24 protein-coding genes and 2 tRNA genes are annotated in these 23,624 nt (G+C 62.0%); 9 read left to right on the top strand and 17 right to left on the bottom strand.

The annotated features are described in order from the left end of the window. Positions 1–35: 35 nt before the first annotated feature. The 6 genes from glpX to AC0L2D_RS15050 all read right to left on the bottom strand — a co-directional run bounded on the left by glpX (position 36) and on the right by AC0L2D_RS15050 (position 4,968). Positions 36–1,019 (bottom strand): class II fructose-bisphosphatase, encoded by a 984-nt coding sequence (glpX, locus tag AC0L2D_RS15075; RefSeq protein ID WP_013531987.1) that lies wholly within the window; start codon positions 1,017–1,019, stop codon positions 36–38. A gap of 204 nt (positions 1,020–1,223) precedes the next feature. Beyond that, on the bottom strand, positions 1,224–1,391 hold the full coding sequence (locus AC0L2D_RS15070; RefSeq protein WP_013531988.1) for a Thivi_2564 family membrane protein: 168 nt from the start codon (positions 1,389–1,391) through the stop codon (positions 1,224–1,226). A 71-nt stretch (positions 1,392–1,462) separates the two neighbouring features. Then, the gene (locus AC0L2D_RS15065) at positions 1,463–1,819 is read right to left on the bottom strand and encodes a hypothetical protein (protein ID WP_473541430.1); all 357 of its coding nucleotides are present in this window, start codon (positions 1,817–1,819) and stop codon (positions 1,463–1,465) included. A gap of 133 nt (positions 1,820–1,952) precedes the next feature. Beyond that, positions 1,953–3,266, bottom strand: a complete 1,314-nt coding sequence (locus AC0L2D_RS15060; RefSeq protein ID WP_224619397.1) for a homoserine dehydrogenase — start codon at positions 3,264–3,266, stop codon at positions 1,953–1,955. Between the two features lie 47 nt (positions 3,267–3,313). Next, positions 3,314–4,531 (bottom strand): LL-diaminopimelate aminotransferase, encoded by a 1,218-nt coding sequence (locus tag AC0L2D_RS15055; RefSeq protein WP_473541429.1) that lies wholly within the window; start codon positions 4,529–4,531, stop codon positions 3,314–3,316. A gap of 44 nt (positions 4,532–4,575) precedes the next feature. Next, on the bottom strand, positions 4,576–4,968 hold the full coding sequence (locus AC0L2D_RS15050; RefSeq protein ID WP_027162587.1) for a hypothetical protein: 393 nt from the start codon (positions 4,966–4,968) through the stop codon (positions 4,576–4,578). A gap of 97 nt (positions 4,969–5,065) precedes the next feature. Between AC0L2D_RS15050 and phaC the strand changes: the two genes are divergently transcribed. The 4 genes from phaC to AC0L2D_RS15030 all read left to right on the top strand — a co-directional run bounded on the left by phaC (position 5,066) and on the right by AC0L2D_RS15030 (position 9,728). Continuing rightward, the gene (phaC, locus tag AC0L2D_RS15045; RefSeq protein ID WP_013531993.1) at positions 5,066–6,901 is read left to right on the top strand and encodes a class I poly(R)-hydroxyalkanoic acid synthase; all 1,836 of its coding nucleotides are present in this window, start codon (positions 5,066–5,068) and stop codon (positions 6,899–6,901) included. 215 nt (positions 6,902–7,116) lie between these two features. Beyond that, entirely contained in the window at positions 7,117–8,367 is a 1,251-nt protein-coding gene (locus tag AC0L2D_RS15040) for a YcbK family protein (protein ID WP_473541428.1), read from the top strand. 304 nt (positions 8,368–8,671) lie between these two features. Continuing rightward, positions 8,672–8,746 (top strand) — tRNA-Glu (locus AC0L2D_RS15035). 820 nt (positions 8,747–9,566) lie between these two features. Then, entirely contained in the window at positions 9,567–9,728 is a 162-nt protein-coding gene (locus AC0L2D_RS15030; protein WP_013531996.1) for a hypothetical protein, read from the top strand. 36 nt (positions 9,729–9,764) lie between these two features. Here the strand turns inward: AC0L2D_RS15030 and AC0L2D_RS15025 are convergent, their stop codons facing one another. The 5 genes from AC0L2D_RS15025 to AC0L2D_RS15005 all read right to left on the bottom strand — a co-directional run bounded on the left by AC0L2D_RS15025 (position 9,765) and on the right by AC0L2D_RS15005 (position 12,908). After that, a complete protein-coding gene (locus tag AC0L2D_RS15025; RefSeq protein ID WP_013531997.1) occupies positions 9,765–10,172 on the bottom strand; it encodes a TadE/TadG family type IV pilus assembly protein in 408 nt (135 codons plus the stop codon). Then, positions 10,162–10,587, bottom strand: coding sequence for a TadE/TadG family type IV pilus assembly protein (locus AC0L2D_RS15020; RefSeq protein ID WP_032808908.1), 426 nt, complete (start codon positions 10,585–10,587; stop codon positions 10,162–10,164). The genes AC0L2D_RS15025 and AC0L2D_RS15020 overlap by 11 nt, the downstream gene beginning before the upstream one ends. A gap of 19 nt (positions 10,588–10,606) precedes the next feature. Next, positions 10,607–11,833, bottom strand: coding sequence for a pilus assembly protein TadG-related protein (locus tag AC0L2D_RS15015; RefSeq protein ID WP_473541427.1), 1,227 nt, complete (start codon positions 11,831–11,833; stop codon positions 10,607–10,609). Positions 11,834–12,156: 323 nt separating this feature from the next. Continuing rightward, complete coding sequence (locus tag AC0L2D_RS15010) at positions 12,157–12,420, bottom strand: DUF6074 family protein (protein WP_024505702.1); 264 nt, start codon at positions 12,418–12,420, stop codon at positions 12,157–12,159. Between the two features lie 191 nt (positions 12,421–12,611). Beyond that, complete coding sequence (locus tag AC0L2D_RS15005; protein WP_013532001.1) at positions 12,612–12,908, bottom strand: DUF982 domain-containing protein; 297 nt, start codon at positions 12,906–12,908, stop codon at positions 12,612–12,614. Positions 12,909–13,151: 243 nt separating this feature from the next. Here AC0L2D_RS15005 and map point away from each other — a divergent pair, with 243 nt between their 5' ends. Then, positions 13,152–13,979, top strand: coding sequence for a type I methionyl aminopeptidase (gene map, locus AC0L2D_RS15000; protein WP_013532002.1), 828 nt, complete (start codon positions 13,152–13,154; stop codon positions 13,977–13,979). Between the two features lie 27 nt (positions 13,980–14,006). Here the strand turns inward: map and AC0L2D_RS14995 are convergent, their stop codons facing one another. From AC0L2D_RS14995 to AC0L2D_RS14985, 3 genes are read right to left on the bottom strand one after another with little or no spacing between them, the layout of a single operon-like run. Continuing rightward, entirely contained in the window at positions 14,007–15,332 is a 1,326-nt protein-coding gene (locus tag AC0L2D_RS14995; protein WP_473541426.1) for a HAMP domain-containing sensor histidine kinase, read from the bottom strand. Continuing rightward, positions 15,329–16,090: a response regulator gene (locus AC0L2D_RS14990; protein WP_063167867.1), complete on the bottom strand. Its 762-nt coding sequence runs from the start codon at positions 16,088–16,090 to the stop codon at positions 15,329–15,331. Before AC0L2D_RS14990 ends, AC0L2D_RS14995 begins: the two co-directional genes overlap by 4 nt. Before the next feature lie 42 nt (positions 16,091–16,132). Continuing rightward, positions 16,133–16,990, bottom strand: a complete 858-nt coding sequence (locus AC0L2D_RS14985) for a MipA/OmpV family protein (RefSeq protein WP_473541425.1) — start codon at positions 16,988–16,990, stop codon at positions 16,133–16,135. 249 nt (positions 16,991–17,239) lie between these two features. Between AC0L2D_RS14985 and radC the strand changes: the two genes are divergently transcribed. Both radC and AC0L2D_RS14975 read left to right on the top strand, forming a co-directional pair. Next, positions 17,240–18,001, top strand: coding sequence for a RadC family protein (radC, locus tag AC0L2D_RS14980; protein ID WP_473541424.1), 762 nt, complete (start codon positions 17,240–17,242; stop codon positions 17,999–18,001). A 109-nt stretch (positions 18,002–18,110) separates the two neighbouring features. Next, positions 18,111–18,887: a glutamine amidotransferase gene (locus tag AC0L2D_RS14975; RefSeq protein ID WP_013532007.1), complete on the top strand. Its 777-nt coding sequence runs from the start codon at positions 18,111–18,113 to the stop codon at positions 18,885–18,887. A gap of 119 nt (positions 18,888–19,006) precedes the next feature. Here AC0L2D_RS14975 and AC0L2D_RS14970 read toward each other — a convergent pair whose 3' ends face one another. Then, positions 19,007–19,531, bottom strand: coding sequence for a hypothetical protein (locus tag AC0L2D_RS14970; RefSeq protein WP_473541423.1), 525 nt, complete (start codon positions 19,529–19,531; stop codon positions 19,007–19,009). Positions 19,532–19,691: 160 nt separating this feature from the next. Beyond that, complete coding sequence (tig, locus tag AC0L2D_RS14965; RefSeq protein ID WP_013532009.1) at positions 19,692–21,158, bottom strand: trigger factor; 1,467 nt, start codon at positions 21,156–21,158, stop codon at positions 19,692–19,694. Positions 21,159–21,532: 374 nt separating this feature from the next. Here tig and AC0L2D_RS14960 point away from each other — a divergent pair. Continuing rightward, positions 21,533–21,617: transfer RNA gene (locus tag AC0L2D_RS14960), tRNA-Leu, on the top strand. A gap of 67 nt (positions 21,618–21,684) precedes the next feature. Here the strand turns inward: AC0L2D_RS14960 and AC0L2D_RS14955 are convergent. Further along, positions 21,685–22,263 (bottom strand): NUDIX domain-containing protein, encoded by a 579-nt coding sequence (locus tag AC0L2D_RS14955; RefSeq protein WP_013532010.1) that lies wholly within the window; start codon positions 22,261–22,263, stop codon positions 21,685–21,687. Positions 22,264–22,488: 225 nt separating this feature from the next. On the opposite strand from AC0L2D_RS14955, the gene AC0L2D_RS14950 reads away from it, so the two are divergent. Continuing rightward, positions 22,489–23,592: an NADH:flavin oxidoreductase/NADH oxidase gene (locus tag AC0L2D_RS14950; RefSeq protein WP_024504404.1), complete on the top strand. Its 1,104-nt coding sequence runs from the start codon at positions 22,489–22,491 to the stop codon at positions 23,590–23,592. Positions 23,593–23,624: the final 32 nt, after the last annotated feature.

The following is a 23,624-nucleotide window of genomic DNA, read 5'->3' as shown; positions in this document are numbered from 1 at the left end:
GGCTAACAATTGCAAGGTGGCTTCGCAAGCAAGCGTCAGAACTTATCCAGGTCCTGATGGCGTGCCTTGATCTCGCGCACCGTCCGCGACGACGAGCGCAGCACGATCGTGTGGGTGGTGATGTAATTGTGGCCGAACTTGACGCCAGCCAGCATGTTGCCGTCGGTGACACCGGTGGCCGCAAACAGCACATCGCCGCGCGCCATGTCCTCCGTCCGATAGACCCGTTTCGGATTGGAAATACCCATCTTTGCCGCGCGAGCAACCTTTTCCGGTGTGTCGAGGATCAGCCTGCCCTGCATCTGGCCGCCGGTGCAGCGCAGCGCGGCGGCGGCCAGCACGCCCTCGGGTGCTCCGCCAGTGCCGAGATAGATATCGATGCCGGTTTCTTCCGGATCCGTGGTGTGGATGACGCCGGCGACATCGCCGTCGCCGATCAGCCGGATCGCGGCACCCGTGGCGCGCACGGCATCGATCAGCTTGGCATGACGTGGCCGGTCGAGGATACAGGTGGTGATGTCCGAAATAGCCACGCCCTTGGCGCGGGCGAGGCTGGCGATGTTTTCGGCCGGTGAGGCATCGATATCGATGACGCCGTCCGCATAGCCCGGACCGATGGCGATCTTGTCCATGTAGACATCGGGCGCAAACAGCAGGCTGCCCTTTTCGGCGATGGCGATGACGGCGAGCGCATTGGGCAGGTTCTTGGCGCAGATCGTCGTGCCTTCGAGCGGATCGAGCGCGATATCGACCGCCGGACCTTTGCCGGAGCCGACTTCTTCGCCGATATAGAGCATCGGCGCTTCATCGCGCTCGCCCTCGCCGATCACCACCGTGCCCCTGATGGAAAGCCGGTTGAGTTCCTGGCGCATGGCATCCACAGCGACCTGGTCGGCCGCCTTTTCGTCGCCGCGCCCACGCAGCCTGGCGGCCGCGACGGCGGCCCGTTCGGTGACGCGCACCAGTTCCATGGTGAGTATCCGGTCAAGGCCGGCGACGATGTTCTGGGCCACATTCATCTGGTGATTTCCTCGTTGGCAATGCGGCCTCCCGCCGGAGGCGGGCCTGTTTTGTCAAACGAGCATGACAACGGCAAGACCTGCCACGAATATTATCGAATATCCAACAATATCAATCGATTAAACTACGTCTTGAAACACGACCGGCCCGATCGCCACGCGCCGGGCCAGTCTTAAAACGGTGAGAATGGCGGCCTTCGCGGCCTAAAAAACCGCGAGGTATTTGAGCAGCGAAATGATGCCGATGATGATGACGATGACCTGAACTATCTGTCTCATCCGGCCATCGAGCGGCAGGCGTTGAACCAGATAGAGAACGAGGATGATGACGAGGAATGTGATCAGGATGCCGATCAACGCTGATGAAGCCATGGTGTCCTCCTTAAAAGTGATTTGCTGAAAACAATAGAAAAGGCCGGAAGCCCGGCCCTATTGCGCTGCGGTCAATACCAGCGGCGGGAGGTATCGTTCGTCGATTGAGCAATGGCGAAGCCGGCCAGAAAGCCGAGCAGGCCGATCACGCCGACCAAAGCTGTCGTCGTACCAGGATTCTCGCGCGCGACTTCCGAAACAGCCTGGGCCTGGCTGCGCAGTTGTTGCGCCGTACGCGAAGTGCGGTTCGCCGCGGTGTCGTACAACTCGGACGCCTGTTCGCTGGCGTCGTCGAGCATCTCCGCGCCCCGCGCCGAAATGCTCTTGTTGATCTTGGTGATCTCCCTGCGCAGTTCGGCAATCTGCTTTTCCAGCGTCTTCTGGATGTCGTCGATGTCGGGGGTGTCGGATTTGTTGGTGTCAGCCATGAAGCGGTTCCTCTGGTTGGTGACCAAGAGAACGGCGTCGACGCGAATTCGTTCCGGTCTGTGGCGGCTGCCTGCCTCCAGACCGGACCTCAATGCCTGCGGAATTCTTGTCCCGCGCGACTGTCGGACAAAGCTACCCTGCCCGTTCGATGCGGATGACCTGCGGTTTGTCGGTCAGATGTCCGTCCTTGGTGATGCCGTCTACCGCCTTGCGCACGGCGGCCTCCGTCGTCTCGTGGGTGACAAGGATCACCGTCTTCTGTGCCGCCGCCTCGCCGTTGACTGCGTGCTGGACGATCGATTCCAGCGAGATGTCATTGTCGGCCATGCGCTTGGCGATTGCCGCGAACACGCCGATGCGGTCGTGCACGGTCAGCCGGATGAAATAACCGCCGGCATGGCTGCGCATCTGCGCCTTCTTGTAGGGTTTCAGCTCCTTGGCCGGCCGGCCGAAGACCGGACCATGCTGGAAGCCTGGCCGGCTCTTGGCGATGTCGGCGATGTCGCCGATGACGGCCGATGCGGTGGCGTTGCCGCCCGCACCGGGGCCGGACAGCAGCAGCTCGCCCAGAATGTCGGTCTCGATCGCCACCGCATTGGTGACGCCATGCACCTGCGCGATGACCGATGCGGTCGGCACCATGGTAGGATGCACGCGCTGCTCGATGCCGCTCTCGGTGCGCTGGGCGACACCCAGCAGCTTGATCCGGTAGCCAAGATCGGCGGCCGCGCGGATGTCGGCCTGGGTGATGTTGGAAATGCCTTCCATGTAGATGTCGTTGGCGGCGATCCTGGTGCCAAAGGCAAGGCTGGTCAGGATCGACAGCTTGTGCGCCGTGTCGTGGCCCTCGATGTCGAAGGTCGGATCAGCCTCGGCATAGCCCAGCCGCTGCGCGTCCTTCAGGCAAGCATCGAACGAGATGCCCTCGGCCTCCATGCGGGTCAGGATGTAGTTACAGGTGCCGTTGAGGATGCCGAACACGCGGGTGACCGAATTGCCGGCCATCGCCTCACGCATCGTCTTGATGACGGGAATGCCGCCCGCCACCGCCGCCTCGTAGTTCAGAAGCACGCCCTTCTTCTCGGCGATCTCGGCCAGCGCCACGCCATGCTTGGCCAGCAGAGCCTTGTTGGCGGTGACGACGTGACGGCCGGCTTCGAGTGCCGTCTTCACCGATGAGCGCGCCGGGCCCTCGTCGCCGCCGATCAGTTCGACGAACACGTCGATTTCTGCGGTCTGGGCCATCTTGACCGGATCGTCGAACCACTTTGCAGAGCTCAGATCGACGCCCCGATCGCGCTTCTGGTCGCGCGCCGAGACGGCGGTGACGATCACGTCACGGCCGCACTGGCGGGTCAGTTCCACCGCTTTGTCGCGCAGCACGCGCGCCACCGATGCACCGACCGTGCCGAGGCCGGCAATTCCAACACGCAATGCTTCAGCCATGTCCGGCGACGTCCCTCAAAGTCAGATCGAATTTGCGTGCGGCAAGCTTACCGGTGAGCGGAGAGCGGCACGACATTGTTGGGCTGCTTGGCTCTGGTTGACAGGAAGCGCTTGATGTTGCGCGCCGCCTGCCGGATCCTGTGCTCGTTCTCGACCAGAGCAACGCGCACGAATTCGTCGCCATGCTCGCCGAAGCCGACACCGGGCGCCACGGCTACGTCGGCATGTTCGATGAGCAGCTTGGAGAATTCGAGCGAGCCGAGATGCTTGAACGGCTCCGGGATCGGCGCCCAGGCGAACATCGATGCCGCCGGTGCCGGAATGGTCCAGCCGGCGCGGCCGAAGGCGTCGACCATCACGTCGCGGCGCTTGTGGTAGATGTCGCGCACCTCGGCGATGTCGGCGCCGTCGCCGTTGAGCGCGTGTGCCGCCGCCACCTGGATCGGCGTGAAGGCGCCGTAATCGAGGTAGGACTTCACCCGCGTCAGCGCCGAGATCAGCCGCTCGTTGCCGACGGCAAAGCCCATGCGCCAACCGGGCATGGAGAAGGTCTTCGACATGGAGGTGAATTCGACGCAAACGTCGATCGCGCCAGGCACCTGCAGCACCGAAGGCGGCGGATTGCCGTCGAAATAGATCTCCGAATAGGCAAGGTCGGACAGGATGATGATGTCGTTCTTCTTGGCGAAGGCGACCACATCCTTGTAGAAATCGAGCGAGGCGACCAGCGCTGTCGGGTTCGACGGATAGTTGAGGATCAGCGCCAGCGGCTTCGGGATCGAATGCTTGACGCCGCGCTCGAGCGCCGGGATGAAACCGTCGTCCGGCTCCACCTGCAGCGAGCGGATGACGCCGCCCGACATGATAAAGCCGAAGGCATGGATCGGATAGGTCGGGTTCGGGCACAGGATGACGTCGCCGGGCGCGGTGATCGCCTGCGCCATGTTGGCGAAGCCTTCCTTCGAGCCAAGCGTGGCCACCACTTGCGTGTCGGGATTGAGTTTCACGCCGAAGCGCCTGCCATAGTAGGCGGCCTGGGCGCGGCGCAGGCCCGGAATGCCGCGCGACGAGGAATAGCGATGCGTGCGCGGGTCGCGCACGACCTCGCACAATTTGTCGACGATAGCCTTGGGCGTCGGCAGGTCCGGATTGCCCATGCCGAGGTCGATGATGTCGGCGCCACGCGATCGGGCGCTGGCCTTGAGCCGGTTGACCTGCTCGAACACGTAAGGCGGAAGCCGGCGAACCTTGTGAAATTCTTCCATGGCAGTTCCAGACAGCGAAGGGGTGTTGGGCGCGCGCTATATACTTATTTGCAGGTAGGGTCGAGGGCGGGGTCGCATTTGGCTTCGATCTGCTTCAGCGTTTCGTCGCCATGCTTCTTGGCCAGATCCGTCAGCGCCGCCTGGTTGGCGACCTTGGGGCCGCCGCCCTTTGCCGCCTGCGCATTCTCATCCGCCTTCAATTGCGCGAGCTTGGCGTTCTTCTCGGCTTCGGTGAACTGCGGCGCCGCCACTTGCGGCTTGATGTTCAGGTTCGGGAAGGTGCCGGTATCCTTCGGTCCCGCACCCACAGCGACAGGCGTCGGGCCATTCGTGTTGGTGCTCGAGCACCCGGCAATGCCGATGAGGACGATCGCCGCGCCGATGCGGCAAAAACGTCCGGCACCGAAAAAAACAGTCTCGCCAATATTAATCGTCATATTGTTTCCTTGGCAGCCGAGGTAGAGCGAGATTGGCCCGGTCGGATGTCCCATGTTAATATGTCAAGAAAAGGCCTCGGGAGGAACCCCGCCAACCATGTCCAAAACACCCGATTCGGGCAAAGCGGAAGATGACCAGCCTTCGACCGTCGAGCAATATCTGGTGAAGGACCCGGAACGCTTCGCCCTGAACATGGCGCGCATGATCGAGCAGGCCGGCAAGGCCGCTTCCGCCTGGGCCGAGCCGCGCGAAAAAGGCGACGTGCGCGACCATGTGGCCGAGCCCGTCGTCGATATGGTGAAGACCTTTTCCAAGCTCAGCGAATACTGGCTTGCCGATCCGCAGCGCGCGCTGGAAGCGCAGACGCGGCTGTTCTCCGGCTATATGACAGTCTGGGCCAACGCCATTCAGCGCACCAGCAACGCCGCGCAAGATACCGAAGACGCGGTCAAGCCGGAGCGCGGCGACAAGCGCTTCCTCGACCCGGAATGGGGCCGCAACGCCTTCTTCGATTTCCTCAAGCAGGCCTATCTCGTCACCTCGCGCTGGGCGGCCGATCTGGTCGAGCACGCCGAAGGTCTTGACGAGCACACCCGCCACAAGGCCGGCTTTTACGTCAAGCAGGTGTCCAACGCCATCTCGCCGTCGAATTTCATCCTGACCAATCCGGAACTGTTCCGCGAAACCGTCGCCTCGAACGGCGAAAACCTGGTGCGCGGCATGAAGATGCTGGCCGAGGACATCGCCGCCGGCAAGGGCGACCTGAAGCTGCGGCAGGCCGACTACTCGCCCTTCGAGATCGGCAGGAACATCGCCACCACTCCCGGCAAGGTGGTCGGCCGCAGCGACGTCGCCGAAATCATCCAGTACGAACCGGCGACCGAGACGGTGCTCAAGCGGCCCCTGCTGATCTGCCCGCCATGGATCAATAAATTCTACATCCTCGATCTGAACCCGCAGAAATCCTTCATTCGCTGGGCGGTTGAACAGGGCCACACCGTGTTCGTCATCTCCTGGGTCAATCCGGACGAGCGCCACGGCACCAAGAGCTGGGAAGCCTATATCCGCGAGGGTCTGCAATACGGCCTCGACACGGTCGAGAAGGCCACCGGCGAACGCGACGTCAACGCGATCGGCTATTGCGTCGGCGGCACGCTTTTGGCGGCGGCACTGGCGCTGATGGCGCAAGAGGGCGACGACCGCATCAAGTCGGCGACCTTCTTCACCACGCAGGTCGACTTCACCTATGCCGGCGACCTGAAGGTATTCGTCGACGAAGAACAGGTCGCGGCAGTGGAAAAGTCGATGAGCGAAAAGGGCTATCTCGACGGCACCAAGATGGCGACCGCCTTCAACATGCTGCGCTCAGGCGACCTGATCTGGCCCTATGTCGTCAACAACTACATGCGCGGCAAGGATCCCCTGCCCTTCGACCTGCTCTACTGGAATGCCGATTCCACCCGCATGGCCGCAGCCAACCACTCTTTCTACCTGCGCAACTGCTATCTTGAGAACAACCTTTCGCAAGGCACGATGGAACTGGCGGGCCGCACGGTCTCGCTCGGCGACATCACGATCCCGGTCTACAACCTTGCCTCCAAGGAAGATCACATCGCGCCGGCGCTTTCGGTGTTCCTCGGCTCCAAATATTTCGGCGGCACGGTCGAGTATGTGATGGCGGGGTCGGGCCATATCGCCGGAGTCGTCAATCCGCCGGCATCCAACAAATACCAGTATTGGACCGGGGGTACGCCGACGGGCGACTTCAGCCAGTGGATAGCCAATGCCACCGACCATCCAGGATCCTGGTGGCCGCACTGGCAAGGCTGGATAGAGGCCAAGGACAACACCCGCGTGCCTGCCCGCAAACCGGGCAAGCATATGAAAACCTTGGGTGATGCTCCGGGCACCTATGTGAAGGTCCGTGTGTAACGGACTGTAATGTGTGGTGAGTTGACGGGCCGCCAAAAGCGGGCGAAATGGTGTCGTCAACCATCAAGCGGCCGTAATTCGGCAATCACTGCAAAAATACTTCCAGGCTTGCGGATTTGACACAGGTCTCGTTTCCGGATCGGAGACAAAGGTCACCTTGGCAGCGACGCATGCATGCCGCGCCAAGATATGCCGACCGGACATCGAGGGGGAATTTGACTTTGAAATCGGTAGGATGGAGCCTCGCAAAGGGAGAACGCCGCGCCATTGTGGCAGCGCTCTGCTCCTTGCTTCTGGCCTCCTGCACTTCGGCTGGCGACCCGGCAATGTCGGTCGGAATGCCCGGCTACAATGCCACCGCATCGGATGTAAACGCGGCCTCCAGCGGCAAGGCGATCGCCGCCTCCGATTCGTCTGATGTCACGACGGAGCAGACGACCGTGATGACGGCAAGCGACACGGCGCTGCCTGAAAAGGTCGCCTATGTGCCTGTGTCCAAACCGGGAGCTGCCTTTCCGCTGACCATGCCGGCGGGCGCCGAAACCATCGTTGGAAACACGCCGCAGTCGCTGACGCAGCAGGCACAGACAGCGCAGCAGACCGATGCGGTCGCCCAGCAGATCGCCGCGGCCGACGGCGACGTGGCGGCGCCGAAGCCCGCTGCCGCTCCGGCCATGAACAACCCGGTCTATGTGACGGCTGGCGAGATGCCGCAGGCCGAAGCACCAAAGAAGAAAGGCTTCCTCGCCTCGATGTTTGGCGCAACGCCAGCCTCGGCGACACCAGCCCCCCTCATCAGCAACGCCCGGACGGGCGAGCAGCCCCCGGCGCAGGCAAAAGCGACGCCAGCAGCGGCAAAGCCGATCATCACGCTTGCCTCGGCCAATTCCACGGCCAAGCCGGTACAGCTGGCTTCGCTCGGTGGCGATAGCGGTCACATCACCGGTAGCGATGCCCTGCCCGGCGTGCGCCAGACGGCCCTGTTCGAGATCAAGCGCAAGTCCGGCCTCGATGACGAAAGCGACGTCGACCTCAACGAGGATGAGGGGCCAGTGGGCGGCTCCTATCAGGTTGCGTCCGCCGCCGGCATGGCCCGGCTGGCGCCCAACGGGCTGCTCAAGCAGAACGAGAGCGTCGATGTGGCCTGCCTGAAACCGTCGCTGGTGCGCGTGCTGAAGACGATCGAAGGCCACTACGGCCGCAAGATGACGGTGACGTCAGGTTATCGCGACCCGGCCCGCAACCGGCGCGCCAACGGCGCCAAGAATTCGCTGCACATGTATTGCGCCGCCGCAGACATCCAGGTTCCCGGCGTTTCTAAATGGGAACTGGCGAGCTACATCAGAAGCATGCCCGGTCGCGGCGGTGTCGGCACATACTGCCACACAGAATCGGTTCACGTCGACGTCGGTCCCGAGCGCGACTGGAACTGGCGCTGCCGCCGGCGCAGCGGCGGTGACGGCTAGCAGCGCTATTTGACGGCCTACGCCTGTCAGCCGCCAAGGCCGTTCCGGCAATATCGTTCCAGCCTCCTGAACATTCGAGATAGGCCGAAGCGTCCCCAACTTCGTCATCCTCGGGCGGAGCAGGTGCACAGCTCCGTCGCGAAGATCCGTGGATGACGAAACGATGGGTGTCGCCGCTAGTCATCAAAGCCTGCCAACCCTCGGCAAACCGTTGATTTGGCAGGCCTGGAAAAAAGTTGTCCAAGGTGGCACCTGACGGGTTGCCGGTTGCGCACAACGCCAGTATAAGCCGCTTCGTCTGAGCGCGCCCATCGTCTAGCGGTTAGGACACCGCCCTTTCACGGCGGTAACAGGGGTTCGATTCCCCTTGGGCGTACCAGAAAAATTTGCGTTTGGCGCAAACCTCCCTCCCAATGTCGGCAATTTCGCTTGGCTCTCTGCTGCTCTCTTCAACTGACGCGCAGTCTTCCGCGATCACACCATAGGCCAACGCGGCCACACGGGTCATAATCCTGCTACAAAGTGGTCGATTCCTCAGGGATGTAGCCGCTCCAAGAGCCCGCCGCAGGTCGCCCCCGTGGCGGGCTTTTTATTGCACGGTCGAGTTGGGCTTTCACGGCATTGCGACAACGGGAGAAGCCCCGAGTGGCAAGTCCGTATTTATTTGCCTGGTTTGCGTGCGGGAGCCTACCTGAGAACGGGTCGCGCGCCGCTCAAGACGACCCTCTTCAGCGCTTCAACCGGCATCCGACAGTGCAAAGTCAAAAGCCTGTTATGATCCACGGATTGGAGTCGTATCCGAGACGCGGCTCTGCCTTTGCGCCGCTGTCTTCCGATTTGGCGGTTCCGGTGAAACCGCAGTCCAGATTTGCAACGGGCTTCTTGGCCGACGGTTTCGTGGAACACAAGGCGGCAGCGTCACTGACCGCCGCCTTCTTTTCCTTGGCAACAGCGACACCGGTCGCAGCGAAAACAACAGCCGCGCACAATACAGCCACTCTCATTGGAACCCCCACATTGCACCCGACAGATGGTCGAACATGACGTAACGTAATCTTAATATTAGCACTAACGAATATATTAGCTAGCCCCGTGCCATAAAAAGCAGGCCGAGTGCCAAGCTTGCGCCACGACCGCCAAACCGGTGCCATCTGGACACCAGCCGGCATGAGTCGCATTCTGCTCGTGGGGAGAAGGGCATGGATAAACTAAACATAGGAGCTGATCAGGCCAAACGCTGGCGCGACCGCGCCCTGCGCGGCCGACGGAGGCGTCTGTCGCACAACATCGTGTCGTGGGCGCTGATCCTGATAGCTATAGCCATTCTCGGTGGTCTGATCACGCTCAAGGCGTACAAGTAAGCAGAGCCCCAGCGCGCGAGGTTATCAGGCCACAGCCTAGCCGCTGCCAAGCAGCGGCACGGTAACGGTTGTCGCGTAGTTGATCGGGAAGGAACTGAAGTAGGGGAAGTCGATGACGAAGGCATAGGCGGCGGTCAGATGCGCCATGCGGAAGCCGCCGCTCACCGGGTCGATGGCGATCGTGACGTTCACGTCCTTGAACCCCAAGGCCTGCAATTTCTGCGTGGCGATCGATTGAATGTCGGCTTGGGTCAGCGTGTTCTTAAGCTGCAGCGAGCGCGCTGACGTCTCCAGCGTATAGCGAACACTGGAGACCGAGTGCATCGACCAGCCAAAGGCGAATATTCCGAACAGCAGCATGACAAGGAAGGGGGCGATCAGCGCGAACTCCAGCCCGGCCCCGCCCGATCGATCCCGCCGCAACGCGCTTACCCTAGCGGACACGGATCACCTCCTGGTGACCGATGACGGTGGGAGCGGCAAAGGCGCCGAAGGCAATTGGCGGCACCCAGGTGCCCGATGCCTGTATCTGGACATAGATCGACGGCACCTTGGGCCCACTGCACATGGTGGAAGCGTCGACCACGGTCGTCCCGCACATACGGATGTGGCTTAGCGTGACCTGGCCGTCTTCCGGCCGATTTTCCCAGCTCGCAATGGCAAGGGCCTGGGTCGCCGCATCATCGGTCGATCCGCTCATGACCAGGTTCGCGGCCGTCTTCACACCGGCGCGCATCGACAGTGAACTCGTTATGTAGGACCAGCCGTCCAGAATACCAAGCAGCACCAGGCACAGAATGGGCAGCACCATCGCGAACTCGACCGCCGCAACGCCCGAATCATCGCCAAGGATCGGCATCGACCGGCGCCCCACGGAGCTACTCGGACAGTGCCACGGACCGCGCGGCTGGAATGTTGGGCACTCCGAGGCTCGAGCAATCCTGATTGATGGTTGAGTTACCGGACCATTGAATCGTATCTGCGACGACCCTGGTGCAGCCGCCATTGCCCGAGAAGTTGCCAAGATAGCTCACTTGCTGCTTGGGGAAATAGATGGCCCCGGTCAAAAGCGAGTCCGCTGTGCCGTTGAATGTGCTGGATGCACTCATGCCGGTCCTGTCGCCGTAGAACAGAACGCCTGAGTAGGTGCCCGAAGTCGCCGCGCTGAGCTTCACGGACGCATTGCCATTCATGCTGACGGTCGAGCTGCCCGACATGAAGATGGTCACCCCGGCGCCGGTGATGGCCGCGTTGGCGTTTATCTTGAGATTGCCCTGGACGACATAAACGCCGGGCGAAAGCGTGACATTGCCCTTCAGGTTCATGCCGCTGCAATAGGTGCCTGGACCGAGCGTCGCCTTGTTGTCGTTCAGGCAAGGGGTCGCGGCCACCGGGGCCGGCAGGTCGACAAAGGGATCGCCGGCAGGCAGTGCCTGGGTGATCGGGGCCGCGCAGACGGTCGTGACGGGATTGCTGAGAGAGACACCGCCCGCCGATATCAGGCAATCGGCCTGCAGACCGGCCGCGCCCTGAAGCTTGATGGCGTCGGAGGCGATGGAATTGGACATGACCGAGCAGCCGGTGAGCTTAACGCTGGTGCTGCCGGAAAACAGCACCGCCTGCGACGCGGACGGATCGAGCGCGAGCATGCAAGCACTCGAGGCATCGGTAATGACGGCCACCGCCCTCGCCTGTTCGGGAACCTTGTCCTGTGTGAAGATCAGGGTGAACATCCGGTCGAGCTTCTGGCCGACGATCACCTCGACCGCTTTTTTCGCCGTATTCGGTCCGGACGCGGGCGGCGTATTGACGACGATCGTGCCCGAGCCCAGCCCATTCGACACCGCGGACTGGGTCGCGGCCGCGACGATCGTCGGCTTGTCGGAACCCGAAATCTGTTCGAGCGCTCCGGCATAGGCGGCTGCATCGGCCGTCGCCTGCAATCTCAGGCTGTTGTAGTACCAATAGGAGGTCTCGACGCCGAAGCCCGCAGCGCCGACAACGACCGGCAAGGTGAGGGCAAAAATGGTGGCGACGTTTGCGCCCGTGCTCCGGCGCATGGCGTCCATTACAAGCCGAACACGGGTGAAGCTATTCAAGGCCATGGTTTAAATTAGAAAGCACGCATAAATGAACGAATGGCTAAAAAGTTCGGTGCATTTTTGAGCAGTGGTCCATTGGCTTCAAAAAAGAAGTGCTTCGCTGGCTGATCAACGCGCGAGCGCACTTCCTGGCAAGCGAGAAGGGCTAGGGCCAGCGGGAGGCGGCGAGAGAGAGAGCATCGATGTCCTAGAGCATCCGCCTGCGATAGGCAGCCATGGGTTCGCACCCGATCAGCGAACTTGCCGTCGAAGGCAGCAAACACCGATATATTGCTGCTCGCACTATTGGAGAATGCAGTGGGAAGCCAAAGCTGTGCAGGATTTCTTCAAGCGGAAAGAATCGGCATCGGCTCCGCAACCACCCCGGCCGACATCTCTCTTTGTACGGCCAGGAAGAACCTGCGCACTTCGTCGCCGGCTGCCGTTCTGTCCCTGCCCGATCCGACGACGAGATCGAGCAACTCCGACGCCTTGGCCCTCCAGAACGAGGTGGCGGGCTCGCCATGCAGGTTGCCGAGCTTGGCAGCAACCTCTCTGACCAAGAATACCTGACGGTCGATCGGGAATGCACGGATTTTTTCTGGGGACATCTTCCGAACCATGAGACTGACGCAACGAATCAACCATTGCCAACAAGCAATGGCGTAGCCGGGAAGGTGGAAACGGAAGCTTAACGGCGCTGACGTGGTTGCGGGGACGCAACGATACGCTCGCGACATCGCCTGTGCGTCAAACGCGCTTCATTGGTTGCAGTGGGGGGCAGGCGAAACGGCGGCGGCCCTTAGGCCTGGAGCGCCCTCGCCTCACCGCCGCGCTTGCGCGGCGTCATCATGTCCCTGGCCATCAGTCCGCTGGCCCGGCAAAACGCCATGAACGCCCGGCAAGCATCCTCGGTCTTGACCACGTCTACCGTGGCCCCAAAGCAGGCGTTGAAGGCTTTCTGGTAGATCGGGCCCTGACGGCGCGCAGGCCAGTCCTGGAGAAAATCGAGCGCCTGTTCGACCCCGTAGATCTCCTCGACCGGCAGGCCGGGCGCGGGCGCTATGCGCACCGGCACCTCGAATTGCAGTCTGTCCATTTCCTGTCTCCCGAACTGGCGCCACCGCAGCAACGCCGTTCGTCGTCAAAAGTTGCTTTGACCGGCTTTTGGCCCAGAAATGTGTCGTCACTTGGGTCGCTGAACCGCCCATGCAAGGCGAATATCTCGAACTGTGCGGGTGCATCGGGCAGTTCTTCCTTGAACCTTTTGCCCTCAAGTGCCAAATCTGGGGAGATCTTCACGTCGGCTCTCTTGCAGGGCCCTACCCGCTACACGGACAAAATGGTCACCTATCTCGACGCTGCCACGGCCCCGCTCAGAAATACCGGCCAGATCCGCCTCTATGGCGAGGACGGCTTTGCCGGCATGCGCAAGGCATGCGATCTCACCGCGCGCTGCCTCGACGAGCTGGTGCCGATGGTCCAGCCCGGCGTCACCACCGAAGCAATAGACCGCTTCGTCTTCGAATTCGGCATGGACCACGGCGCGCTGCCGGCGACGCTCAACTATCGCGGCTACACGAAATCATCCTGCACCTCGATCAACCATGTCGTCTGCCATGGCATTCCCGACAACAAGCCGCTCAAGGATGGCGACATCGTCAACATCGACGTCACCTACATCCTCGACGGCTGGCACGGCGATTCTTCGCGCATGTATCCGGTCGGCACGATCAAGCGCGCCGCCGAGCGGCTGCTCGAAGTCACGCATGAATGCCTGATGCGCGGCATTGCGGCGGTCAGGCCGGGCGCCCGCACCGGCGCCATCGGCGCCGCCATCCAGACCTTTGCCGAAGGCGAGCGCTGCTCGGTGGTGCGCGACTTCTGCGGCCACGGCGTCGGCCAGTTGTTCCATGACGCGCCGAACATCCTGCATTACGGCAGCGCCAATGAAGGCGTCGAGATGCGGCCAGGCATGATCTTCACCATCGAGCCGATGATCAATCTGGGCAGGCCGCACGTGAAGGTTCTGTCGGATGGCTGGACCGCGGTAACGCGCGACCGTTCACTGTCGGCGCAGTACGAGCACACGATCGGCGTGACCGACACAGGGTGCGAGATTTTCACGCTGTCGCCCAAAAAGCTCGATCGCCCCGGCCTGCCGGCTTAGAGCGCATCTTACCCGGCGGGAGGCCGTCTATGCCGACTGCACATCCGCGGCATTCGGCAGGTCGATGGTAACGACCAGTCCGCTGGGCTGGTTGTCCTCCAATTCGATCCTGCCGCCGTGCCCCTGGACGATGTCGGCAACGATCGAGAGGCCCAGACCGAAGCCATGCTTCGACGCAATGCCGCGCGACGCATCTTCCTTGAAGAATGGTTCGAAAACACGGGCACGTGCCGTCATCGGAATACCCGGCCCGTCGTCCCCTACCGTGATGCGCGCCGCCGTGCCGGTCGCTGTCAAGGCGACAGTGACATTGCCGGCGAATTTGACCCCGTTGTCGCAAAGATTGGCGATCGCACGCGCCAATGCATTGGGCTTGCACCAGCCCAGAAGCCGGTCCGGCCCGGAATATGAGACAGGAAATCCGACATCGGAGAATTCGGCGCAGACGGTTTGCAGAACGCTGGCAATATCGGCGCGCTGCAGCTTCTCCGTCGAAACATCGTTGCGCAGGTAGGTAAGGGTCTCGTCGATCAAGATTTCGATGTGCTGGACATCGGACAGGATTGCGGTTCGGATTGGGCCATCATCCATGCGCTCGGCGCGAAGCCGCAGCCGCGTCAAAGGCGTGCGCAGATCATGACTGACGCTGCGCAACATGCGCGTGCGGTTTTCGATCATCGTGCGGATACGCGTCCTCATTCTGTTCAGGGCGCGCACCAAGCCCACCATTTCAATGGAGCCGTGTTCGACGAAGAGCTGGTCGCCATTCTCGATCTCGGCCGAACCGACTGCCGCCGAGATGCGCTTCAACGGATCCGTCACGGCCCAAACCGCAAACAGCCAGATCAGCACGGGCAAGGCAACGAAAGCCATGAACCTGTAGAACGAGGCACGGACGAGGCCCGATGTCAGCCAGGAATCGGGCATGCCGAAATGGGCCAGGACGTCCTGCTGGTCGAGGTCGATGACAAACGCGTATCGGCCGCCGACCCTTATCCAGCGTCCCTCAACCGTCCCCCTGTCGATACGCAAAAGCCATTCGACACTTCGCCATTGCAGATAGGATTGGGCAATGCCGGTTATCCGGTCCTTGGGCAATATCTCGAAATCAAAGCCGGCCCGCTTTGCTGTCGCCAGAATTGCGCCACGCGCCTGCGCCGGCGTTTCTTGCAACAAGGCAGCAACAACGGCCGCACGCCTGGCGTTATCTTCCGCGGCGGGAAGATCGGCATTCTCTATGAAACTCTCGACGACCGAACCGACGAACATGATCACGATCACCGCGATGAAAATGATTGCCACAAACTGCCCACGCACGGACTGTGGCAAGAAACGGCGGATGAAATCCCTCATGCTTCCTCCACCGTCGCGGTGAAGATGTAGCCACCCAACCGAACGGTCCTCAAAAGCACCGGATCGCGCGCGTCCTTTTCGATCTTCCTGCGGATTCGACTGATATGGACATCGACGCTACGCTCGATCGGCCCCGCGAGCCCGGCATGGGTTACGCCCAGAAGTTCCTCACGAGAGAGAACCCGGCCTGCATTGCGACAAAACGCAAGCAACAGGTCGAATTCATGCGTCGTGGTCGTCACCCGCGCATTGTTGGGGTCATGCAATTGCCGGCGTATGGGATCAAGGCGCCAGCCGTTGAAACGAAGTACCTTCGACCAGTCCCGCTCGTCGGGATCATAGGCTGTACGGCGCAGCAGCGCCCGTATCCTGGCCGTCAGTTCACGCGCGCTGAACGGTTTCGTCACATAGTCGTCCGCGCCGATTTCCAGCCCGAAGATGCGGTCGATTTCCTCGCCGAGCGCGGTCAGCATCAGGATCGGAATGTTGGTTGCGGCACGAAGGCGGCGGCAGATGTTGAGACCGTTTTCGCCCGGCAACATGACATCGAGCACGATGAGATCGAATTTCTGGGTGCGAAGCGCGGCATTCATCTGGACGCCGCTCTCGGCAATTTCCACGGTCATGCCGTTGTCGGTGAGCGTGTCGCCCAGCATGCGTGCGATCTCCAGATCGTCTTCGACAATGAGGATGCGCGAACCTTGCCTTGCCGACCTGGATTCGGCGCTCAAATCGCTTTGGTGCCGTTGCTGTGCCATTCCGGAGCTTGTCCAGCTTGCATTTGGTGCCCTGGGTAGGCGTCAGAACCGATATCCGACGAGAAGCATCCCTGAAGGCTGGATCTTTTCGACGACGACGGGGCTGTCGGCAGCGTCACCCAAGAGAACGCCGACCCCCGCTTCGCCGCGCACCATCCAGTTCTCGTCGAGCATATATGTGGCGGAAACCGAAAAATCGGCGCGCTTCAAACCGGCGCCGGCATCATAGCGCGCCAGCCCCGAGCGAGCCGATTGCTCGGGCGTGACACCAAAATAGGCCTGCATGTAATTTTCGTCGGCGAACACGGCGGACGCGCTGGCGCCGATCATCAACGATTGAGACAGAGGCCGGGTCACCTCGATCCCCACCCTGCCCTCCAGGCCATCGCTGCCGCCGATGGACTTGTCCAGCTGCGCGAATATTTCGGCCGGACCGAACTTCGCCGCTGCCTTCACGCCGACCGTCGCGCCCATGTCGACATCCCCCAAGCCGCGCAGATGGTCGGAGTCGTCTTCCTTGCGGCCCATCTCATAGCCAAGCCGCGCGCTGAAGGCGAACGGTCCTTGTTCATAAACGGCGATGTTGGCACCAGTCGGATCGATCGTCACCGTGTCGAGGAATGTCGCCGTGACGAAAGGCACCGGCATGATCTTGAACTCATTGCTGCCCTCGTATTTGGGGACGATGATGGCGCCGCCGCCGAGCACGACGTGCCAGTCGGACAGTTTCTGTTCGAAGCGCCCGAAACGGGAAGGCTCGGGCGGCAGGGTAAAATCATCGGAATTCACCGCAATGGCGTCTGCCGCCAGCGCGCCGTCCGAATGGGCTGAAAGCAGGATTGCCATGACCGCAAGAGATGCCCGGCCGGCAAATAGTCCAGAGTCAATTTTGGCGAACATGCGTGCTCCAGTATAGCGAGGCAAAGAGCCTCCGGTGGCGTCACCATGTCAGGTGAAAGTGGCCGCATGCGTTAAGTGATGTTAAGTTTTGTTGCGCAATCGTGGTTTCATCTTGCCGTATAGGGAGGCCATAGGCTGACAGCGGGCTGCCACGATCTGCCGTGGATCGTCTCGCGATCGGAGAACGGAACTGTTTCAATCCAGGCCAGAACAGCTCTAATGTCTGTGCCGGAGCAATGTGGGCGGGGTATGGGGAACACAAGCGACGATGACGAGCGGAGTTTCTTCTCCGAAGCGCCGATGCGGCCTGCTGCGAAAGCCAAGGCGACGCTCGACGAAAAGCCGCATTACCTCGGCCATCGCGACCGCTTGCGCGAGCGCTTTGCCCTGGCGGGTCCGGATGCCCTGCCCGATTACGAACTTCTGGAACTTCTGCTCTTTCGCCTGATCCCTCGTGCCGACACCAAACCGGCGGCCAAGGCGCTGCTGGCACGCTTCGGCACGCTGGCCGAAGTGCTTGGCGCCCCGGTGGGCCTGCTGCAGGAGGTCAAGGGCATCGGCCCTGCGGTGGCACTCGACCTGAAAATCGTCGCCGCAACGGCGCAGCGCATGGCACGCAGCGAGGTCCACGGCCGCGAGATCCTCTCGTCCTGGCAGCAGCTCCTCGACTATTGCCGCTCAGCAATGGCCTTCGAGGCGCGCGAGCAGTTCCGCATCCTGTTCCTCGACAAAAAGAACGCGCTGATCGCCGACGAGGTGCAGCAGACGGGTACTGTCGACCACACGCCTGTCTACCCGCGAGAAGTGATCAAGCGGGCGCTCGAACTCTCGGCGACTGCCATTATCCTGGTCCACAATCACCCGTCAGGCGACCCGACGCCATCGCGCGCCGACATCGAGATGACGAAGGAGATCATCGACGCGGGCAAGCGGCTGGGCATCGCGGTGCACGACCACATCATCATCGGGCGGAAGGGATATGCCAGCATGAAGGGCCTGCTGCTGATCTGAGATGGCAGGGCCGGCGCCAACGCCGGCCGACGCCGACCACGCGATCCCAGAGATCGGGGGCGGGCGAAACCGGCTAGAACAAGACTGGCGGAATCAGGAGAGTATGATCATGGCGAAGACAAAAGTACTTCTTGTCGGCGAAAGCTGGGTGAGTTCGGCGACCCACTACAAGGGGTTCGACCAGTTCGGCAGCGTCACCTTCCATCTCGGGGCAACGCCCCTGGTCGACGCCTTGAAGGACAGCGAATTCGATCTCGACTACATGCCCGCTCATGAGGCCGTCGAGAAGCTGCCTTTCACCATGGAAGGGCTGTCGCAATACAGGACGATCATCCTGTCCGACATTGGCGCAAACTCGCTGCTGCTTCATCCCGATGTCTGGCTGCACGGCAAGACAGTGCCGAACCGGCTCAAGCTCCTGCGCGACTGGACGCTGGCCGGCGGCGGCCTGATCATGATCGGCGGTTACTTCAGCTTCCAAGGCATTGACGGCAAGGCGCGCTGGCATCGCACGGCGGTCGAGGAGGCGCTGCCGGTGACCTGCCTTCCCAATGATGACCGGCTCGAAATTCCGGAGGGCTTTCGTCCCGAGATCACTGGTTCAAGAGACCATCCGCTTTTTGCCGGCATTGAGGGCGAATGGCCGCTGCTGCTCGGCGCCAACGAGGTCGTCGCCCGCGATCGCGACGATGTCGAGGTTCTGGCGCGGCTGCCGCAGGACCAGGGCGGCCATCCCCTGCTGGTCACCGGGCGTCACGGCGAAGGACGCACGCTGGTCTGGACGTCGGACATCGGACCGCACTGGCTGCCGAACAGTTTTGTCGAATGGCCCGGCTATGCGCGGCTTTGGACCAACGTGCTCCGCTGGGTCAGCAACGCCGTTTGAAGATGTCGCCGCAAAGTGCGTTTTAAGGGCAACGACATGTATGAGAACAAAGGTTTGAAGCCGATCAGCATCACCGGGAACGGCGAGTTCGGCCGTTGCCGCCTTCGCCTCACGGTCGTTCACGGCGGATCGGTGTTGCAGTTTCCAGCAACCTGGCTGACCGCTTCGCCGAACCCGGCGAGGTCGAAATCGGCCTCGCCGCGCCCCGCCAGCAGCCCGAACCGCCACGAAAGCTGGAGCCGGTTCGCGGCGACAAGGCGCCTGATGCCATCGGCGCCATCGCGCACCAGCATCCGGCTGCGCGGCCCGACCGACCAGCTTTCGTCGAACTTGCTCTCCTGATCGACCGTAATCGACATGGTGATCTTGCGGCTGGCCGAAACAGCGTCGTTCAGTTGCAGCCATTCAGTCCAATGCGGCTCGCCGCTTGCCCGGCAGGCAATCGTCAGGATCGGGCTGTAGCTCAAGGCACCGCCGCCGGTGATCAGCTTGTTGGTGGCGTAGAGCGAGGCCGTCACGAGGCCGTCTTCACTCGTGCCGAAGCGCCAGTTGTCAGGCACCGTGCCGGCCTGGGCAATGCCGCAGACCGAGATAAGGATCAGCGCGATTGCCGAAGCGTGTCCCAATTCGACGAACAGTCTCAACACGCCCTCCAACAACCAAGCGGCTTGCAATAGAAGCGCAGATAATGATCAAAGCTTGGTCGCCACAGGCCGTCGCTCGCGAAGCATGGCGGCTGTTGCAGTTTGGCAACGAAAAAGGCCGCCTCGAGGGCGGCCTTCCTGTTTCAGCGGAGCGCTGGTGTTATTCGGCGGCCTTCTTCTTCGGCGCGGCCTTCTTCTTGGGCTCTTCCGCGTCGTCGGCCGTCTTGGCGTCGGCCTTCTTGGCGGCGGCTTTCTTCGCCGGCTTCGCCTTGACGGCGGTCTCGTCCTCTTCGTCATCGGCCATCAGCTCTTCCTTGCTGACCTTGACGTCGGTGACCGAAATCTGACCGAGCAGATGGTCGACCACCTTTTCCTCGAACATCGGCGCCCGCAGCGTGTTCAACGCTTCCGGGTTGTTGCGGTAGAACTCGAAGACTTCCTGCTGCTGGTTTCCTGGATAGCGCCGCACCTGCTCGAACAGGCCGCGCTGCAGCTCTTCGTCCGATACGGTCACGCCGGCCTTCTCGCCGATTTCAGCCAGCACCAGCCCGAGGCGCACGCGGCGCTCGGCAAGCCGCAGATACTCGGCGCGCGCCTCTTCTTCCGTCGTCTCTTCGTCGGCGAAGGTGCGTCCGGCTGCTTCCAGATCACGATTGACCTGCGCCCAGATGTTGTTGAACTCGGCGTCGACGAGCTTCGACGGCGCCTCGAACGAATAAGCCGCGTCGAGCTGGTCGAGCAGCTGGCGCTTGACCTTCTGGCGCGTCATGGCGCCGAACTGGTTCTCGATCTGGCCGCGCACGACGTCGCGCAGGCGCTCCAGCGACTCCAGGCCGAGGTTCTTAGCGGTCTCGTCGTTGATTTCCAGCGCGCCGGGCTGGGACACTTCCTTGACGGTGACGTCGAAGGTCGCTTCCTTGCCGGCCAGATGCGCCGCCTGGTAGTTTTCCGGGAAAGTCACGGTGACCTGCTTTTCGTCACCGGCCTTGGCGCCGACAAGCTGATCCTCGAAGCCGGGGATGAATTCCTTCGAGCCTAGCACCAGCGGCTGATCGGTGCCGGCGCCGCCATTGAAGGCCTCGCCGTCGATCTTGCCGACATAGTCGATGGTGACACGGTCGCCATTGGCGGCCTTGCCGGTCTTCGGCTCGTAGCTGCGCGCCGATTCGGCAACGCGCTGGACCTGCTCGTCGATCTCGGCATCAGGCACGTCGAACACCTGGCGCGTCACCTTGATGTCGGAAAAGTCCTTGATCTCGATCGCCGGGATGATCTCGTAGTTGAGGCGGAATTCGAAGTCGGCGCCGCCGGCCAGGATCTTCTCGGCTTCCTTCTCGTCCTCGGTCATGATGACTTCGGGCTGCATGGCAGCCTTTTCACCACGCCCGGTAATGATCGAACGGGTCGAATCGTTGAGGATTTCGTTGACCACTTCGGCCATGAACGACTTGCCGTAGACCTTGCGCAGGTGCTGCACCGGCACCTTGCCTGGACGGAAGCCGTTGATGCGGACCTTGTTGCGGGCATCCGAAAGCCGCGCCATCAGCTTGGCTTCCATGTCACCGGCCGGCACGGTGATCTTGATCTCTCGCTTGAGACCGGAGTTGAGCGTTTCGGTGACCTGCATCGTAAAACCTTTGTTTTCACCAATGAGACTGCCACGGCCTCTGCCGTTCACAGCCTGCCGGTATATTCTTGCCGGGAATGGCTTTTGGTACGGAACCTGGCGATTTGACCGAAAACCCGGCTCAAACTCTCCCAAACTGCGTTCCAAAATGTGAATAAGTTCTTGTTTTTCCTACTTCTTATCACATTCTGCAGAAGCGGATCGTCGCGTCCCGTCACATTTGACACGCCTTTTGTCACAGGCGAGGCCAATTTTCAACAGTCTTCGCATCCCAGCCAATAACCAGCATTCGGGCCTGCCCCACATCTTGTCGCTGGGCCACATCTTGTCTCTGACATTGACAGAATGATGGCCACATGGGATTGCCGGTCCATGCGGATGTGGCGGAACTGGTAGACGCCCTGGATTTAGGTTCCAGTGCCGAAAGGCGTGGGGGTTCGAGTCCCTTCATCCGCACCACCCTTCGCCCTTCGAGCTTCGGGTGGCGGGCCACCCGAAAGCCCTGGCGAAGGAGGACCGGCGCCGTTCAGGCAGGCATCGGATTGAGCTTCAGATGCTGGATCAGGATGATGGTCTTGGCGTCGACGATACGGCCATCGGCGATGCCGGCCAGCGCCTCGTCGAGCGGCATTTCCAGAACCTCGATGTCCTCGCCCTCTTCTTGCGCGCCGCCGCCGGCCGAGATGCGGTCGGCGGGTGAATAGCGGGCGATGAAAAACCAGAGCCGTTCGGTGACGCTGCCGGGGCTCATATAGGGCGAAAACAGCCGCTCGATATCCTTCAAGCGATAACCCAGCTCTTCCTCGGCTTCCTTGCGGATGGCGGTCTCCGGATCGTTTTCGTCCAACAGGCCGGCACAGGCCTCGATCAGCGGCTCGCGGTGGCCGGTGACGTAAGCGGGATAGCGGAACTGGCGCACCAGAAGCACGGTCGAACGCAAGGGGTCGTAAGGCAGGATCACCGCACCATCGCCGCGATCATAGGTCTGGCGGATTTGCGTCTCCCACTGACCGTCGCGCCGGCGGTAGTCGAGGACGGTCTTCTTCAGGATGGCCCAGTCGTCGGAGAGGATTTCCTCCGAACGGACGCGAATACGATCTTCCATCCCGGTCTCCATGCTAAAGCGCGTCGCACTTCATGCTCCTGTTTATGCCTGTCGGTCTCCCAAAACCGGAGCCACTTTTGGGAGACATGCCTGGCCGAGGCGTAGCCGCGAACCGGCATTTCGGCAATCCCGCCCGTGATTGGTCCAGAAGCCCTTTCACCGCCTCGTGTCTGGCGCAGGCGCCATCGGTCGCCTAAATAGCTGCGAACCCTCCCGGAGTTTCTCATGACAGCGTCGCTTTTCCAGTCGATCACTCTCGACGGCCTCACCTTCCCCAACCGCATCGCCGTCGCGCCGATGTGCCAGTATTCCGCCGAGGACGGCTCGGCCAGCGACTGGCATCTCCATCACTGGATGAACCTCGCAATGTCCGGCGCCGGCATGGTCACGGTCGAGATGACCGATGTCGAGCGGCGCGGGCGTATCACCCATGGCTGCCTCGGCCTTTACTCCGAAGACAATGAAGCGGCCGCCCGCCGCGCGCTGGACGCTGCACGACGCGTCGCCGCACCCGGCACGAAATTCGGCTCCCAACTCGCCCATGCCGGCCGCAAGGCTTCGAACCGCAAGCCGTGGGAGGGCGGCGGGCCACTGAAGCCAAACGAGGATCCCTGGCAGACCGTCTCCGCCTCGGCCATCCCCTACGACACCGGCTGGAACGTGCCGCACGCTCTGGAGGACGAGGAGATCCTACAGCTGATCGAGCGCTTCGCCGAGGCGGCAAGGCGAGCCGAACGCGCCGGCTTCGATTTCCTCGAACTGCACGCCGCGCATGGCTATTTGATCTTCCAGTTCCTGTCGCCCTTGTCCAACCAGCGCACGGACCGCTGGGGTGGCGCGCTGGAAAACCGCATGCGTTTTGCCGTCGAAATCACCAAGGCGGTGCGCAAGGCGGTGCCAAAGCTGATGCTCGGCGCAAGGCTGTCCGTGAAGGATTGGGTCGACGGCGGCTTCGACGTGGCGGACGCGATCGAAGTGGCCAAAGCGCTGAAGGACGAGGGCGTTGCCTATCTCTGCTGTTCGAGCGGCGGCAATTCGCCGTTGCAGAAATTGCCCACCGGCCCCGGCTATCAGGTGCATCTGGCGGAGGCGGTGCGCAAGGGCGCTGATATTCCGACCCGCGCCGTCGGCCTGATCGACGACCCCAAACAGGCCGAAGCGATCGTCACCGAGGGCCGCGCCGACATGGTGGCGCTGGCGCGGGCCTTCCTGGCTGATCCGCGCTGGGGGTGGCGTGCGGCGGCGACATTCAGCGAGACAATCCACCCGGCGCCACAACTTGCCCGTTCGGTGACCACGATGCAGCATTGGATGAAGGCGGCGGGCTGAACGGTTCGCGCTCCCGACACGGCGCTGTAGAG

Source organism: Mesorhizobium sp. WSM4833, assembly GCF_055811095.1.
The sequence above is the reverse complement of the archived record's forward strand: the minus strand, read 5'-3'. Positions and strand labels throughout refer to the sequence as shown.

Coding starts and splice junctions, on each gene's coding strand:
- AC0L2D_RS15050 (WP_027162587.1), bottom strand. CDS start 4,968: ATGACGATTAATATTGGCGAGACTGTTTTTTTCGGTGCCGGACGTTTT.
- radC (WP_473541424.1), top strand. CDS start 17,240: ATGGGGAACACAAGCGACGATGACGAGCGGAGTTTCTTCTCCGAAGCG.
- tig (WP_013532009.1), bottom strand. CDS start 21,158: ATGCAGGTCACCGAAACGCTCAACTCCGGTCTCAAGCGAGAGATCAAG.
- AC0L2D_RS14995 (WP_473541426.1), bottom strand. CDS start 15,332: ATGAGGGATTTCATCCGCCGTTTCTTGCCACAGTCCGTGCGTGGGCAG.
- AC0L2D_RS15030 (WP_013531996.1), top strand. CDS start 9,567: ATGGATAAACTAAACATAGGAGCTGATCAGGCCAAACGCTGGCGCGAC.
- AC0L2D_RS14990 (WP_063167867.1), bottom strand. CDS start 16,090: ATGGCACAGCAACGGCACCAAAGCGATTTGAGCGCCGAATCCAGGTCG.
- AC0L2D_RS15065 (WP_473541430.1), bottom strand. CDS start 1,819: ATGGCTGACACCAACAAATCCGACACCCCCGACATCGACGACATCCAG.
- AC0L2D_RS15055 (WP_473541429.1), bottom strand. CDS start 4,531: ATGGAAGAATTTCACAAGGTTCGCCGGCTTCCGCCTTACGTGTTCGAG.
- AC0L2D_RS14950 (WP_024504404.1), top strand. CDS start 22,489: ATGACAGCGTCGCTTTTCCAGTCGATCACTCTCGACGGCCTCACCTTC.
- AC0L2D_RS15005 (WP_013532001.1), bottom strand. CDS start 12,908: ATGGACAGACTGCAATTCGAGGTGCCGGTGCGCATAGCGCCCGCGCCC.
- AC0L2D_RS15015 (WP_473541427.1), bottom strand. CDS start 11,833: ATGGCCTTGAATAGCTTCACCCGTGTTCGGCTTGTAATGGACGCCATG.
- glpX (WP_013531987.1), bottom strand. CDS start 1,019: ATGAATGTGGCCCAGAACATCGTCGCCGGCCTTGACCGGATACTCACC.
- AC0L2D_RS15060 (WP_224619397.1), bottom strand. CDS start 3,266: ATGGCTGAAGCATTGCGTGTTGGAATTGCCGGCCTCGGCACGGTCGGT.
- map (WP_013532002.1), top strand. CDS start 13,152: ATGGTCACCTATCTCGACGCTGCCACGGCCCCGCTCAGAAATACCGGC.
- phaC (WP_013531993.1), top strand. CDS start 5,066: ATGTCCAAAACACCCGATTCGGGCAAAGCGGAAGATGACCAGCCTTCG.
- AC0L2D_RS15020 (WP_032808908.1), bottom strand. CDS start 10,587: ATGCCGATCCTTGGCGATGATTCGGGCGTTGCGGCGGTCGAGTTCGCG.
- AC0L2D_RS15070 (WP_013531988.1), bottom strand. CDS start 1,391: ATGGCTTCATCAGCGTTGATCGGCATCCTGATCACATTCCTCGTCATC.
- AC0L2D_RS14975 (WP_013532007.1), top strand. CDS start 18,111: ATGGCGAAGACAAAAGTACTTCTTGTCGGCGAAAGCTGGGTGAGTTCG.
- AC0L2D_RS14985 (WP_473541425.1), bottom strand. CDS start 16,990: ATGTTCGCCAAAATTGACTCTGGACTATTTGCCGGCCGGGCATCTCTT.
- AC0L2D_RS14955 (WP_013532010.1), bottom strand. CDS start 22,263: ATGGAAGATCGTATTCGCGTCCGTTCGGAGGAAATCCTCTCCGACGAC.
- AC0L2D_RS15010 (WP_024505702.1), bottom strand. CDS start 12,420: ATGTCCCCAGAAAAAATCCGTGCATTCCCGATCGACCGTCAGGTATTC.